Origin of the sequence: Mycolicibacterium sp. Y3 (genome assembly GCF_051188035.1) — a bacterium.
Lineage (GTDB): Bacteria > Actinomycetota > Actinomycetes > Mycobacteriales > Mycobacteriaceae > Mycobacterium > Mycobacterium fluoranthenivorans.
Genome location: NZ_JAVQLT010000001.1, coordinates 1,719,186 through 1,732,970, shown reverse-complemented (window position 1 = coordinate 1,732,970; position 13,785 = coordinate 1,719,186). Strand labels below are relative to the sequence as shown.

Genomic DNA, 13,785 nt, shown 5'->3' with positions numbered 1-13,785 from the left:
TTTCGATGCCCCTATTTGACTAGCCGGTGTTCAAGTCGGTCCGAGAGTTTCGTGAGCGCCATGATCACGACGAAGTAGATGATGCCGATGATCAGCCACATCTTGAACGACTGGTAGTTGCCGGCAATGATGATCCGGCCGGTCTGGGTCAGCTCGGCGATACCGATCACCGACAGGATCGAGGTGTCCTTCAAGGTGATGACGAACTGGTTGATGTACGACGGAATCATCGTCCTGATCGCCTGCGGCAGAATGACTTTCCGCATCGTGGGCAGATAACCGATGCCCAGGCTGCGGGCCGCCTCCATCTGCCCCTTGTCCACCGACTGGATGCCGCCGCGCACGATCTCGGTCATGTAGGCGCCGGCGTTCAGCGACAGCGTGATGATGCCCGCGGTCAGAGCGCTCATCTGGAAGCCGAGCGCCGACGGAATACCGAAGTAGATGAAGAACGCCTGTACCAGAAGTGGTGTGCCGCGGAAGATGTCGACGAATGTCGTGCCGATGGCGCGTAACCAGATCGCCCGCGACACGCGGAACAGGCCGAAGATGATACCGAGCACCAGGGCGATGGCGATCGACACGACCGTCAGGATGACGGTCATCTTCAGGCCCTCCAGCAGGACCGGGTAGGTGCTCTTGATCAGACCGAGGAACGAGTTGTCGTCATTGGACGCACCCTCACCGAGATAGGTGCTGACGATCTTGTCGTACTCGCCGGACTTCTTGAGATTGTTCAAGCCGGCGTTGAACTTCTGCAGCAGTTCGGCGTTGCGGCCCTTGTTCACCGCGAACCCGTAGCCGGTCGGATCCTCCTTCGGGGTGACCGTCTTGAAGCCGTTGCCTTGCGCGATGCCGTACAGCAGCACCGGGTAGTCCTCGAAGACCGCCACCGAGTTCCCGGTCTTCACCTCGTCGAACATCGACGACGAGTCGGCGAACGAGACCACCTGGAAGCCGTACTTGTCCTTGATGGAGTTGGCGAAGGTGGCGCCCTGGGTACCGTTCTTGACCGCCACCCGCTTGCCACGCAGATCCTCGTAGGACTTGATGTCCTCGTTGGTCTTGAGCACCGCCATCTGGATGCCGGACTCGAAGTAGGGTTCGGAGAAGTCGAACACCTGCTTGCGCTTGTCGGTGATGGACATGCCCGCGATGACGCCGTCGACCTGATTGGCTTGCACGGCCTGCAGCGCCGCGTCGAAACCGAGCGGCTTGATGTCCACCGTGAAGTGCTGATTCTCGGCGATCGCACGGATCAGATCCATGTCGATACCGACGAAATTGCCCTGCTTGTCCTGGAATTCGAACGGCGCGAACGTCGTGTCCGTGGCAACGACGTATTTCTCGCCGTCCGCCGAGGCGGTACCTGCCGTCAGCATCGGGCTCAACGACGCGACCAGCAGCGCGGTCACCAGTAACGCTGTCCGGTGCAGGACTCCTCGTCGTCTCGATGACGAACGCTTCATACTGCGCCTCCCCCTCATCATCGCGCCTCCCCCTCATCGAAAGCGCGGGGACTAACGCTAGCCGTCGGTCACACTTCTTGTCAGCGAACAGGAGGCGAATCGCCGTCAGCGCGCCCCGATGACGACGCGGTTTCCGCCGCTGCGTTTGGCCGCATACATCGCCGAATCGGCCGCGCTGATGAGTTCGAGCACTAGGTCGGCCGGTCGCGGCGCGGTATGCACGTCGTCTCCGTGGACGACCGTGACGCCGATGCTGGCAGTGACATTTCCCGCGAGCGCCGCAATGGCCCGGCACAGCGCGGTGGTGAATGACGCGTCGCCGGTTCGGGAGGTCGTCGCCACGAGGAACTCCTCTCCCCCGGCGCGGCAGATGGCCGCGTCATCCGGTGCGTGCTTGCGCAGGATGTCGGCGACGCGCAGTAGCACACGATCCCCAGCGGCATGGCCGTATGTGTCGTTGATCCGCTTGAAGTCGTCGAGGTCGACCATGAGCATGACGAGATAGTTCTGCCCGCCGGCCAAACCGCCGATCAGCAGGCGTTCCACCACGTCCACGAATCCCCGCCGGTTCAGCAGGCCCGTCAGCGGATCCTCATCGGCCCGGGTCGCGTATTTGCTCATGGCCTCCGACAGGCCACGGACGGTGAACGGCGCCACCATGTTGATCAGCCACAGCAGCCAGAGCGCGGCGATGGCGGTGTTGACGTCGACGTCTGTGGCGAGTCGGTATGCCGCGACGGCAGACGCGACCTGCCCGGCCGCGATGTTGAGCGCAAGGGCACGCGTGCTGTGGAAGAACGCGATGTATCCACTGGTGATGGGCACCGCGGCGCAGGTCAGCGCGGCCAGCGCGGCACTCGGCTGCGCCAGGCTCCAGCCCACGATGCATGCGGTGGCCACCGAAGCCGCGATCAGCGATTGGCGCCGGGTGGGCCATCGGGTGAGCCAGAACCAGGTCATCACGCATGACAGGCTCGCTCCGAGCACGCCGATCACCACAGCTGAGCCGAGGGTGACCTGCCTTGCGCCGGGCACGATCAACGCCAAGGGTGCCAGCACCGACGATGCCGCGACCACCGCCAGCAGCACGCGCGTCGAGCGGATCAACCCCCGATGGCACAGGAATGCGGTGACAGCCTCGAACTGATCGGGTTGGTCGAGCCAATCCGACAGCCGGGCCAGTCGTTTTCCCCCGCCGATAATGCACACGCTTTCCACTTAATTTACTGATATCGATATTTTGACCTGCACGGCTTTGTAGCCCCCGGCGTTCGCCCGCCTTCCCCCGCCGGGACATGGGCTGAACAGCAGCCTTACCCACCTGCTGCCCATATATGAATAGTCCTATTGGACCGAATGCGTCGGGAAACAACCAATTTCGCCTCCACTTTTATTTGCGAATTCAAGTATTTTTCCGCGGCGTTTTCGCGAAGTGCGAGATCATCCAGGAGGGCGGCGGGCACCGGCACCTTTGACGCCGGGATCCGGTTCCCGACCCGGCAGCGCCGGCCACAATTTGCGAGACTGGGCTCGACATCCGGCGGTGAAGGAGACGGGTTGCTCGTGCATCGATGCGGCTGGAACGGCCAATCCATACTGACGACTACACCAATGGGATGACGCCGTCATCGCCCGCTCCTGATCCGCCGGACGATTCGATGCGGGGTTCGGTACTCATCTGCTGCACGGCAGTCGTCGCCGGAGTGGGAATCGGTTTCGTCGGCGGCGCGTTCCGCTGGTGCTTGCAAACAGCCGACCGCTTACGCATCGACCTGGTCGGCTGGGCACATCAACTTCCCGGACCGAGTTGGCTGGTGCCGATGGCGGCGGCGGCGATGGGTGCCACGCTCGCCGCATTGATCGTGAAATGGATGCCACTCGCGGCGGGCAGCGGCATTCAGCATGTCGAGGCCGTCTTCCACGGCGACGCGAAGCCACCGCTACTGCGCCTGCTGCCGGCGAAGTTCGTCGGCGGGGTGTTGGGCATCGGGTCGGGACTGGTGTTGGGCCGCGAGGGACCGACCGTCCACATGGGCGCGGCGATCGGCGCCGAAGCAGCCCGGCGCGCGAAACTGCCGGACTCCGAAGTGAGAATGATGCAGACGGCACTGGGCGGCGCTGGCCTGGCGGTCGCCTTCAATGCCCCGATCGGCGGCACCCTGTTCACCCTCGAGGAGGTGACAAGGCAGTTTCGGGTCAAGACGGTGCTGGCGACCGTCTTTGCGGCCGTGACTGCGGTCGCCTGTTCGCGGTTCATCCTCGGGAATCGGCCGGACTTTCTCGTCGAACCCACACACGCACCGGACCTGGCCTGGCTTCCACTCTTTGTGGTCTTCGGTCTGCTGACGGGGTGCCTCGGCGCTGCGTACAACTGGCTGGTGCTGTGGTTCCTCGACCATGTTTCTGCGTTTGCCAGGGTTCCGAAGGTCGCGAAGGCGGCCATTATCGGTGCGATCGTCGGGCTGGCGATGTTCGTCTATCCGCTCGCCGTCGGTGGCGGCGATACCCTGACGCAGCTGATCGTCGGAGGACATCACATCGTCCTGCCCGTCGTCATCGGATACCTCGTGGTGCGCTTCGTTGCCGGACCGCTGTCGTATTCCGCGGCGGTGCCCGGCGGCCTGTTCGCACCGCTACTTGCGCTGGGGTCGCTGTGGGGTGTGCTGTTCACCGACGTCTTCAACGCGGTGTGGCCGGGAAGTGCCGCAGACCTCACCATTCCGATGGCCATCGTCGGCATGGCGGCATTGTTCGGCGCGGCGGTGCGGGCGCCCTTGACCGGCATCGTGATCGTCATCGAGATGACGGCGGCGACGTCGGTGGCAGTGCCGATGATGGCCGCCACCGCCGCGGCAGTGCTGGCCGCGTACCTCGTCGGTTCACCACCGATCTACGACAGCTTGCGGGAGCGGATGCCCAGCGAGGATCCTCCCACCCAGAAGACTTGATGAGATTGAAAGACAAGCGATTTCCAGATCATGGAGATCGGCGCCGCTCGTACTGATCGCTGACGCACAACGCAGCACCACCTTCACGCGGTACCCGGGAGACCTCAGCCGAATCCCCGGCTGATCCGAGAACATCCGCGGCCTGCTTGTGCCTAGCCCGCTGGACTGGGCACCCACCGGTCACCGGTGTCTTAACAGTGCCCCCAGTCGGACTCGAACCGACACTGTGCGGATTTTAAGTCCGCTGCCTCTGCCAATTGGGCTATGGGGGCCCGTGCAGACAATGACGTTAGCGTCTGCGCCGGTCCCTGAAAAATCACTCCCCGGCTCCTCCGAACAGGGGATAGTCGCCCGCCTGCCAGGCCGTCTACCATCTCGGAATGAACGGCCTGCTTGCCTTGCTCGTCACGCTGGCATTCGTCGTGCCCATCGGGGGAATACTCATCTGGCTCAGTCACCGCAGCGCAAAGAAGCAATCCGCAAAGTACTGGTCCGCCCGAGGCGGCACCGCGGCCGGCGGTGCCGCGGCCGGTGGCGGCTATCTCGCCGGCGGATGCGGCGCCGGTGACGGCGGTGGAGGCCATGGTCACGGCGGTTGCGGCGGTGGCTCCAGCTGCGGCGGAGGCGGTTGCGGCGGCGGAGGCTGCGGCGGAGGCAGCTAGCCCGCGGCCGCCAATGCAAACGGTGTGAGCGAAACCGTCAGCGCGGGAACCGGATACCGGCACAACGCACAGCCATCACGGATGACCTCGGCGGTCTCCTCCGCAACGCCGCGCAGCACCCGGATGTCACCGGAAGGCTCCCCGCTCAACCCACCGAGGCTCAGCCGGCTCAGGATGGCGCCGTGCCTGCGGCTGAGTCGCGCCATCGCGGCGACCATCTCGATCACGGTGTCCGCACCACCCGCACCGTCGGACCGCTGCAGCTCACCATGCACACCGATCAGGGTTGTCGCACGCTGTGCGACAACCTGTGCCGCGTGGTCCTCCCAGCCGGATTGACCACTGTCGACCATCACCTGCCGGACCGCACCTGTCGAGCCACCGAGCACCGCCAGGTGTTCCTCGGCCCCGACCACGAACTTGATCACCCCGGCGACGACGGCTCGCCTCACGGCGGCGGAATCCGTATCCGCCCGGCAGTGCATGACGAGATGCTTCGCAGTCACCTCACGTGACACCGCAAGATCAAGTTCCTCGGCTGAGGCGATATCGACACTCACTCCGTGGCGCCGGATCCAGTCCGCCACCACCCCCGACCGCAGCACACTTGCCGGAAAGCTGAGCGCCGAAGTAGGAAATGCTTTGCGGTACATCGCACATCGGCGCAGCACCACCGCCTCGTCGAGGAGGCCGGCGGGCCGCACCACATCGTCGAGCAACCGGCGCGCGAAGCGGTCCGCGGACGACAAGCGAGGGATGACGAGCGTATGCACCGTCATGCCGCCGTCCGTCCGACGATCGCGCCGCCGGCCGAGAGCACGACCAGCGGACGCGGGAAACGCATTGTGGCGCAGGCATCGTCGAGGGATTCGTCGATCTCTTCGGCGAGCTCCGGCAGTTCCTCCCGCCAGTCTCCGCTGGGCACCGCACGGCCCCCACCCAATCCCAGCCGCGTCAGCACCTCACCGTGAATACGACGGATGTGGGTCATCTCCGTGATCATCTGCCCGATGGCTGCCGGGTAACTGATGAAGTCGTCCACGTGCCCGCCGACCTCGCAGTGCAATCCCACCAGGTCAAGACGGGCGCTACCGAGCACTGCCTCGATCGCGGCATCCATCTGCTCGCTGTCGCAACGCAAGGTGCGCCGACCATCCTGCTGAGCCCGGACCACGGTGAGATCGGCTGCGTTGGAGTCGGTCACATGCACCATGACACCTTGTGTTCGGCCTTCGACTGCCGATGCCAACAGCTCGATTTCCGCCAGGGAACTCACGACGATGCAGCCGGGCCTCAGCCCGGCGGCGGCGCGGATCTCCGCGTCCCGCAATCCTTGCGCATGGATGGTCAGCCGTCGCGGACTGATGCCGGCCGCGATCGCCACCGCGAGATCCCGGCCCGACCATACGTCGACCGCGATACCGCGTTCACGAGCCCACTTGGACACGAGGTGATTTCGCAGCGCACTCGCGGGCACAGCAACCTCGGTCATCGGAAAGTAGCCGCGGTAGATCTCGCACCTGCGCTGGACCAGCCGGTCTGGCGACATGGCCGCCGAACCGGTCTCGGACGACGATGTATGCGATCTCGCTCCCGACAGCGCAGAAAGGAAGACGCCGGAAATGGACACCGTAACCTTCTTGCTCGTTGAGGCCCCGGCCTGTTGCCGGGGGCCACACCATCCACTGTTGCGCCCGCCGCGTCGCCCGACTATGTCCCTTGCGGACTCTTGACGGGTACCAAAGAAACCTTGACGCCTTCTTGACACTCCGCCTACTGCAGAGCGTCCGCGATCGGTCCGAGGGCCAGCGCGGGCAGGTACTCCAGACCCACCATGACCAGCGTGACACCGGCCATCAACACGATGAACGTCGGTTGATGGGTGCGCAACGTGCCCGCGGTGACCACTCCCGGCCGCTGCGTTGCGAACGTTCCGGCAAGGGCCATCACAGCGATGATCGGCACGAACCTACCTGCCACCATGACTATTGCGAGCACCACGTTGTACCAGGCAGTGTTCCCGCTGAAGCCACCGAAGGCGCTGCCGTTGTTGGCCGCCGAACTGGTGAAGGCGTACAAGACTTCGGAAAGTCCGTGCGGTCCGGCGTTCAGCATGGACGCACGCTGACCAGGCAGCGCCATGGCCACCGCACAGCCGACGAGAATCGTCACAGGCAAGGCGAGAAGGTAGATGCTGATGAGCTTCATATGTCGGGCATGGAGCCGTTTCTGCAGGTACTCGGGCGTGGTTCCCACCATCAAGCCACCGAGGAACACCGTTAACAGAGCCATGAGCACCAGCCCGTACAAACCGCTACCTGCGCCCCCGGGTATCACTTCACCCAACATCATGTTCATCAACAGCACACCACCACCGAGACTGGTGAAGCTGTCGTAGGACCCGTTCGCAGCACCGTCTCCACTGGCGGTGGCCGCCTGAGCGAATATCGTCGTGCCCAGCACCCCGAATCTGGTCTCCGATCCCTCGGACGCCGTGCCGACAGCAGCTATGACGGTTCCGTGGTCGGCGGTTTGGGACCACACAATGGCGCCCGCGCCGATGGCGAACAGCGCAGCCACCACTGCCAATAGCGCCCAGCCCTGCCGTTTGTCGCCGACCATCACACCGAATGTCCGGATGAAGGCCATCGGTATCACCAGCATGGCCGCGACTTCGATGACATTCGACACCGGAGTCGGATTCTCGAATGGATGGGCACTGTTGACATTGAACGCACCGCCGCCGTCACCAGACATCAGTTTGATCGACTCCCAGGGGGCAACCGGGCCACCCACGATGGACTGACGGCCGCCCGCAAGGGTCGTGAATTCCTGTGTACCAAGGAAATTCGCGATGACACCCAAGGCCAGAAGCACAACCGAAACAGCACAGGAAAGCGGCAGCAGCACCCGGAACACGGAGCGCACCAAATCCACCCAGAAATTGCCGAGTTCGCCGCCGCCCCGTGTCAACCCGCGAATCAGGGCGATCGCAACGCACATGCCGACCGCGCAACTCGCGAACGCCTGCACCCCCAATCCCGCCATCAACCCGATATGCCCTAGGGTTGTCTCCCCCGGGTAATTCTGCCAACTGGTATTGGTCGTAAACGAAATTGCCGTATTGAACGCCAAGGCCGGCGAAATACCTTTATGCCCCCAAGGCTCAGGCAAATATCTCTGCAGCAATAACACGGCATACAGAAACAACACACTCACCGCCGAGAAGGCGAGGAGCGACCCGAGATACCCGGTCCAGCGCTGCTGGGCGCCGGGCTGGACACCCACCACCCGGTAAACCGCGCCCTCGAGTCGCCAATCACCGGTGGTGGAGTACACCCTGGCCAAGTAATTGCCAAGCGGCACATGCGTTGTCAGCACGATCGCAAGAACGGCGGCCGCCTGCATCCATGCAGCGGTTCCCCACTGCGCTGAGTCGTCGATCGGTCCGGCTCCTTAGTCGTCGTGACGGATCCGCCGACCCTATGAGCAATCAGTGCCCGACCCGGTCGCCCGATACGCAATCCCTACGCCCGACCCGCGTCAATTGACGCCATCTTGACGGCGCCAGTGTGACCTGGATAACGGCGTTGAATAAACGGCGTAAAGGACTTACCTCCGGACGTAAAGAAACCGTCAATGCGCGTCGAGTGTGTCCCGGAGGGGTCTACCTTCAACCCAGGCTCTCACCTCAGCGAGCCCGGCGGAGGCTGCCTCGACCACACCCGAGCGCCGCCCGCAGTTTTCAGTGAACGGAGTGACATGTCCGTAGTGGTGTACATCGTGCTGACGGTGGCGATCTTCGCCCTGCTCGGCTTGGTACAGAAGTTGGTCGAGGGGCTGTGAGCTACGACAACATCGTCGGGCTGGTGCTCGCGATTCTCCTCGCACTGTTTCTCTTCGCCGCACTGCTCTTCCCCGAGAGGTTCTAGTGAGTGCCCTGACTAGCGAGGGGGCGGGGATCCTGTTCCTCGTCACCCTGATCGTCGCCCTGGTGGCCGTACACGTGCCGCTCGGCGACTACATGTACCGGGTCTATTCGTCCGACCGAGACCTGCGCGGCGAGCGGCTCGTCTACCGACTCATCGGTGCCGATCCGAAAGCCGAGCAGACCTGGGGTGCTTACGCACGCAGCGTGCTGGCCTTCTCGGCCATCAGCATCCTGTTCCTGTTCGTTCTCCAGCTCGTGCAGGGCAAGCTCCCCCTTCACCTGAACGATCCGGCGACGCCGATGACTCCGGCCCTGGCGTGGAACACCGCCGTGAGCTTCGTGACAAACACCAACTGGCAGGCCTACTCGGGTGAATCGACGCAGGGCCATCTCGTCCAGATGGCCGGCCTGGCCGTACAGAACTTCGTGTCCGCGGCGGTCGGTATGGCAGTCGCGATGGCCTTCGTCCGTGGCCTGGCCCGGCGCAGTACCGGTGAACTGGGCAACTTCTGGGTCGACCTGGTCCGCGGCTCACTGCGCATCCTGCTGCCCCTGTCCATCGTCGGCGCCATCATCCTGATCGCGGGCGGCGCCATCCAGAACTTCCACCTGCACGATCAGGTGGTCAACACCCTGGCCGGCGGGCAGCAGACCATCACCGGCGGCCCTGTCGCCAGCCAAGAGGTGATCAAAGAACTCGGCACCAACGGCGGTGGTTTCTACAACGTCAACTCCGCGCACCCGTTCGAGAACCCCAACGCGTGGACCAACTGGGTGGAGATCTTCCTGCTGCTGGTCATCAGCTTCTCACTGCCCCGCACCTACGGGCGGATGGTCGAGAGCAAGAAGCAGGGGTACGCGATCGCGGCCGTCATGAGCGTGCTCGCCGTGATCAGCGTCGGTTTCATGATGCTGTTCCAGCTGCAGGGTCACGGCACCGTGCCCACCGCGGTCGGCTCGGCGATGGAAGGTGTGGAACAGCGCTTCGGCGTGGCCGACTCGGCCGTCTTCGCCGACGCCACGACACTGACGTCCACCGGTGCTGTCGACTCGTTCCACGACTCCTACACCAGCCTGGGCGGCATGGTCACGCTGTTCAACATGCAGCTCGGCGAGGTGGCACCGGGCGGCACCGGCTCCGGCCTGTACGGCATGCTCATCCTGGCCATCATCACCGTTTTCATCGCGGGCCTGATGGTCGGACGCACCCCCGAGTACCTCGGCAAGAAGATCACCCCGCGTGAAATCAAGCTGGCCGCAACATATTTCCTCATCACCCCGTTGATCGCGCTGACCGGTACGGCCATCGCGATGGCGATGCCGGGCCAGCGCGCGGGCATGCTGAACACCGGCCCGCACGGCTTGTCCGAGGTGCTCTACGCGTTCACCTCGGCGGCCAACAACAACGGGTCGGCATTCGCGGGTATCACCGTCAACACCGAGTGGTACAACACCGCGCTCGGCCTGGCCATGGTGTTCGGCAGGTTCCTGCCGATCATCTTCGTGCTCGCCCTGGCCGGCGCGCTGGCCAAACAGGGCAAGACCCCGGAGTCCATCGGCACCCTACCGACGCATCGACCTCAGTTCGTCGGCATGGTCGCCGGTGTCACGCTGATCCTGGTCGCGCTCACCTTCTTGCCGATGCTTGCGCTCGGCCCCCTCGCTGAAGGAATTCACTGATGACCACCCCCACCCTCGAATCTGGGCACGCACAGCACAAATCGCAGTCCACCAACCGCATTCAAGGCGGCCTGCTGGATCCGAAACTGCTGTGGAAGTCGATGCCCGACGCACTGCGCAAGCTCGATCCGCGCACCTTGTGGCGCAACCCGGTCATGCTGATCGTCGAGATCGGTGCGGTATGGAGCACGATCCTCGCGATCGCCGACCCCTCCTGGTTCGGCTGGCTGATCGTGATCTGGCTCTGGCTGACAGTCGTTTTCGCGAATCTCGCCGAGGCGGTCGCCGAAGGACGCGGTAAGGCCCAGGCCGAGACGCTGCGCAAGACGAAGACGTCGACCATGGCCCGTCGCCTCATCGACTGGGCCCCCGGCCGCACGGCCACCGAGGAAGAGGTTGCCGCTCCCCTGTTACAACTGGGCGACCACGTGGTGGTCGAAGCCGGCGAGACCATCCCCGGCGACGGCGATGTCGTACAAGGCATTGCCTCCGTGGACGAATCCGCCATCACGGGTGAATCGGCGCCGGTGATCCGGGAATCCGGAGGTGACCGTTCCGCGGTGACCGGCGGCACCGTCGTGCTCTCCGATCGCATCATCGTCCGGATCACGCAGAAGCCGGGCGAGAGCTTCATCGACCGGATGATCTCCCTCGTCGAGGGCGCCAACCGGCAGAAGACGCCGAACGAGATCGCGCTGAACATCCTGCTGGCCTCGCTCACGCTCATCTTCGTGTTCGCCGTCGCGACGCTGCAACCGCTCGCGATCTACTCGAAGATGAACAACCCCGGTGTGCCGGACAGCTTGGCGCTCACCGGCAACGGTGTGTCCGGCATCGTGATGGTCTCGCTGCTGGTGTGTTTGATTCCCACCACCATCGGCGCGCTGCTGTCCGCGATCGGTATCGCCGGGATGGATCGCCTGGTCCAGCGCAACGTGCTCGCCATGTCGGGTCGTGCGGTGGAAGCCGCCGGCGATGTGAACACGCTGCTGTTGGACAAGACCGGCACCATCACGCTGGGCAACCGGCAGGCTGCCGCGTTCGTCCCGGTCACCGGGGTGACTGCCGAGGCACTCGCCGATGCGGCCCAGCTGTCCAGCCTGGCCGACGAGACCCCGGAGGGCCGCTCGATCGTGGTCTTCGCCAAGGAGGAGTACGGGCTGCGGGCCCGGACTCCGGGCGAGCTGGCGACGGCGCAGTGGGTGGAATTCACCGCCCAGACCCGGATGTCGGGCGTGGACCTGGGCACCGATCACAGCCTGCGCAAGGGCGCGGCCAGCTCGGTCACCGACTGGGTGCGCAACCAGGGTGGCCAGGTGTCGGCGGAGCTGGGCGAGATCGTCGACGGCATCTCCGCCGCCGGCGGGACCCCCCTTGTCGTCGGGCAGGTCCTGGACGGCACCGCCTCTGTCCTCGGTGTCATCCACCTCAAAGACGTCGTCAAGCAGGGTATGCGCGAACGCTTCGACGAGATGCGCCGGATGGGTATCCGCACGGTGATGATCACCGGTGATAACCCGTTGACCGCCAAGGCCATTGCCGATGAGGCAGGTGTCGATGACTTCCTCGCCGAGGCCACGCCGGAAGACAAGATGGCCCTGATCAAGAAGGAGCAGGCCGGCGGGAAGCTGGTCGCCATGACCGGTGACGGCACCAATGACGCACCCGCGTTGGCACAGGCGGATGTCGGCGTGGCGATGAACACCGGCACGTCGGCGGCGAAAGAGGCCGGCAACATGGTCGACCTCGACTCGGATCCGACCAAACTCATCGAGATCGTCGAGATCGGCAAGCAGCTGCTCATCACTCGCGGGGCGCTCACGACGTTCTCGATCGCCAACGACATCGCCAAGTACTTCGCGATCATCCCTGCGCTGTTCGTCACGCTGTTCCCCGGTCTGGATCTGCTCAACATCATGCGGCTGCACAGTCCGCAGTCGGCAATCCTGTCCGCGGTCATCTTCAACGCGATCATCATCGTCGCGCTGATCCCGTTGTCGCTGCGCGGTGTTCGGTACACGCCCAGCAGTGCATCGAAACTGTTGAGCCGCAACCTCTACGTCTACGGCTTGGGCGGAATCATCGCGCCGTTCATCGGCATCAAAGTCATCGACCTCGTAATCCAGTTCCTGCCAGGGATGTGAAATGAATTTCTCCAGTTTGATTCGTCAGCACTGGGCCGCGCTCCGTGCCCTGCTCGTGCTCACCGTGATCCTCGGCCTCGCCTACCCGGCCCTCATCTGGCTCATCGCCCAGATCCCCGGGCTGAGCGACAAGGCCAACGGGTCCATCGTCGACGTCGGTGGGAAACCGGTGGGCAGCAGCCTGATCGGGCAGTCCTTCACCGACGCGGAGGGCAACGCACTGCCGCAGTACTTCCAGAGCCGGCCGTCGGCCGCGGGCAACGGCTATGACCCACTCGCCACCAGCGCGAGCAACCTGGGACCGGAGAGCATCGTCGACACACCCGGGGACCCGTCGCTTGCCAAGGACGACAACGGGTACAAGGCCAGCCTGCTCACGCAGGTCTGCCAGCGCAGCGCCGCCGTGGGTGAGCTCGAAGGTGTCAGCGGGGCCCGCCCGTTCTGCACCGGAGGAGGCGTCGGGGCCGTGCTCTCGGTGATCGGACCCCGCACCGCATCCGGCGACGTCGTCCATCCCACGCGGGTGGTCAGTGTCAACGAACCGTGCGAGACGACGAAGACCCCGTTCCTGAGCACCTATGAGGGCGCCCGCGTCGAATGTGCGAAGTTCGGTGAGGATTACGCCATCGGCCAGATCGTGCCGATTCGGGGTGCCGCCCCGGCAGAGCCGGCCGTACCCGCGGACGCCGTCACCGCCAGCGCCAGCGGCCTGGATCCGCATATCTCCCCCGCGTACGCCGCCATCCAGGTGGACCGGATCGCCAAGGCCCGGGGTGTCTCACCGGACCTCATCCGCACGGCCGTCGCGGACAACACCGCCGGCCGCACCCTCGGGTACTTCGGCGAACCGCGGGTCAACGTATTGATGCTGAATGTGGAGCTGGACGAGAAGTATCCCGTGAAGAGTTGATGCACCGGTGGATGATGAGGGCGTGAACATCGGCGACGAGG

11 protein-coding genes and 1 tRNA gene are annotated in these 13,785 nt (G+C 64.4%); 6 read left to right on the top strand and 6 right to left on the bottom strand.

Features of this window, described 5'->3' with window-relative positions:
* Positions 1–11 precede the first annotated feature (11 nt).
* Positions 12–1,469, bottom strand: coding sequence for an amino acid ABC transporter substrate-binding protein/permease (locus QN239_RS08540; RefSeq protein WP_499009512.1), 1,458 nt, complete (start codon positions 1,467–1,469; stop codon positions 12–14).
* Positions 1,470–1,574: 105 nt separating this feature from the next.
* Complete coding sequence (locus tag QN239_RS08535; protein WP_499009511.1) at positions 1,575–2,678, bottom strand: GGDEF domain-containing protein; 1,104 nt, start codon at positions 2,676–2,678, stop codon at positions 1,575–1,577.
* Positions 2,679–3,085: 407 nt separating this feature from the next.
* On the opposite strand from QN239_RS08535, the gene QN239_RS08530 reads away from it, so the two are divergent.
* Complete coding sequence (locus tag QN239_RS08530; RefSeq protein WP_499009509.1) at positions 3,086–4,417, top strand: H(+)/Cl(-) exchange transporter ClcA; 1,332 nt, start codon at positions 3,086–3,088, stop codon at positions 4,415–4,417.
* Positions 4,418–4,615: 198 nt separating this feature from the next.
* Here QN239_RS08530 and QN239_RS08525 read toward each other — a convergent pair.
* Positions 4,616–4,689 (bottom strand) — tRNA-Leu (locus QN239_RS08525).
* Positions 4,690–4,797: 108 nt separating this feature from the next.
* Here QN239_RS08525 and QN239_RS08520 point away from each other — a divergent pair.
* Positions 4,798–5,079 carry a hypothetical protein gene (locus tag QN239_RS08520; protein WP_499009508.1) on the top strand — a complete coding sequence of 94 codons (282 nt, stop codon included), beginning with the start codon at positions 4,798–4,800 and terminating at the stop codon, positions 5,077–5,079.
* Here QN239_RS08520 and QN239_RS08515 read toward each other — a convergent pair.
* From QN239_RS08515 to kdpA (QN239_RS08505), 3 genes are all read right to left on the bottom strand, one after another.
* Positions 5,076–5,858: a type III PLP-dependent enzyme domain-containing protein gene (locus QN239_RS08515; RefSeq protein ID WP_499009507.1), complete on the bottom strand. Its 783-nt coding sequence runs from the start codon at positions 5,856–5,858 to the stop codon at positions 5,076–5,078. The genes QN239_RS08520 and QN239_RS08515 overlap by 4 nt on opposite strands.
* Positions 5,855–6,709, bottom strand: coding sequence for a LysA protein (locus tag QN239_RS08510; RefSeq protein ID WP_499009506.1), 855 nt, complete (start codon positions 6,707–6,709; stop codon positions 5,855–5,857). Before QN239_RS08510 ends, QN239_RS08515 begins: the two co-directional genes overlap by 4 nt.
* Before the next feature lie 143 nt (positions 6,710–6,852).
* Positions 6,853–8,487, bottom strand: coding sequence for a potassium-transporting ATPase subunit KdpA (kdpA, locus tag QN239_RS08505; protein ID WP_499009503.1), 1,635 nt, complete (start codon positions 8,485–8,487; stop codon positions 6,853–6,855).
* A 434-nt stretch (positions 8,488–8,921) separates the two neighbouring features.
* On the opposite strand from kdpA (QN239_RS08505), the gene kdpF reads away from it, so the two are divergent.
* From kdpF to QN239_RS08485, 4 genes are read left to right on the top strand one after another with little or no spacing between them, the layout of a single operon-like run.
* Complete coding sequence (gene kdpF / locus QN239_RS08500) at positions 8,922–9,011, top strand: K(+)-transporting ATPase subunit F (RefSeq protein WP_090362500.1); 90 nt, start codon at positions 8,922–8,924, stop codon at positions 9,009–9,011.
* A gap of 8 nt (positions 9,012–9,019) precedes the next feature.
* Positions 9,020–10,690: a potassium-transporting ATPase subunit KdpA gene (gene kdpA / locus QN239_RS08495; protein WP_499016675.1), complete on the top strand. Its 1,671-nt coding sequence runs from the start codon at positions 9,020–9,022 to the stop codon at positions 10,688–10,690.
* Entirely contained in the window at positions 10,690–12,834 is a 2,145-nt protein-coding gene (kdpB, locus tag QN239_RS08490) for a potassium-transporting ATPase subunit KdpB (RefSeq protein ID WP_499009501.1), read from the top strand. The genes kdpA (QN239_RS08495) and kdpB overlap by 1 nt, the downstream gene beginning before the upstream one ends.
* A gap of 1 nt (position 12,835) precedes the next feature.
* Positions 12,836–13,744 (top strand): potassium-transporting ATPase subunit C, encoded by a 909-nt coding sequence (locus QN239_RS08485; RefSeq protein WP_499009499.1) that lies wholly within the window; start codon positions 12,836–12,838, stop codon positions 13,742–13,744.
* Positions 13,745–13,785: the final 41 nt, after the last annotated feature.

Coding starts and splice junctions, on each gene's coding strand:
- QN239_RS08530 (WP_499009509.1), top strand. CDS start 3,086: ATGACGCCGTCATCGCCCGCTCCTGATCCGCCGGACGATTCGATGCGG.
- QN239_RS08485 (WP_499009499.1), top strand. CDS start 12,836: ATGAATTTCTCCAGTTTGATTCGTCAGCACTGGGCCGCGCTCCGTGCC.
- kdpA (WP_499009503.1), bottom strand. CDS start 8,487: ATGCAGGCGGCCGCCGTTCTTGCGATCGTGCTGACAACGCATGTGCCG.
- QN239_RS08520 (WP_499009508.1), top strand. CDS start 4,798: ATGAACGGCCTGCTTGCCTTGCTCGTCACGCTGGCATTCGTCGTGCCC.
- QN239_RS08515 (WP_499009507.1), bottom strand. CDS start 5,858: ATGACGGTGCATACGCTCGTCATCCCTCGCTTGTCGTCCGCGGACCGC.
- kdpB (WP_499009501.1), top strand. CDS start 10,690: ATGACCACCCCCACCCTCGAATCTGGGCACGCACAGCACAAATCGCAG.
- QN239_RS08540 (WP_499009512.1), bottom strand. CDS start 1,469: ATGAAGCGTTCGTCATCGAGACGACGAGGAGTCCTGCACCGGACAGCG.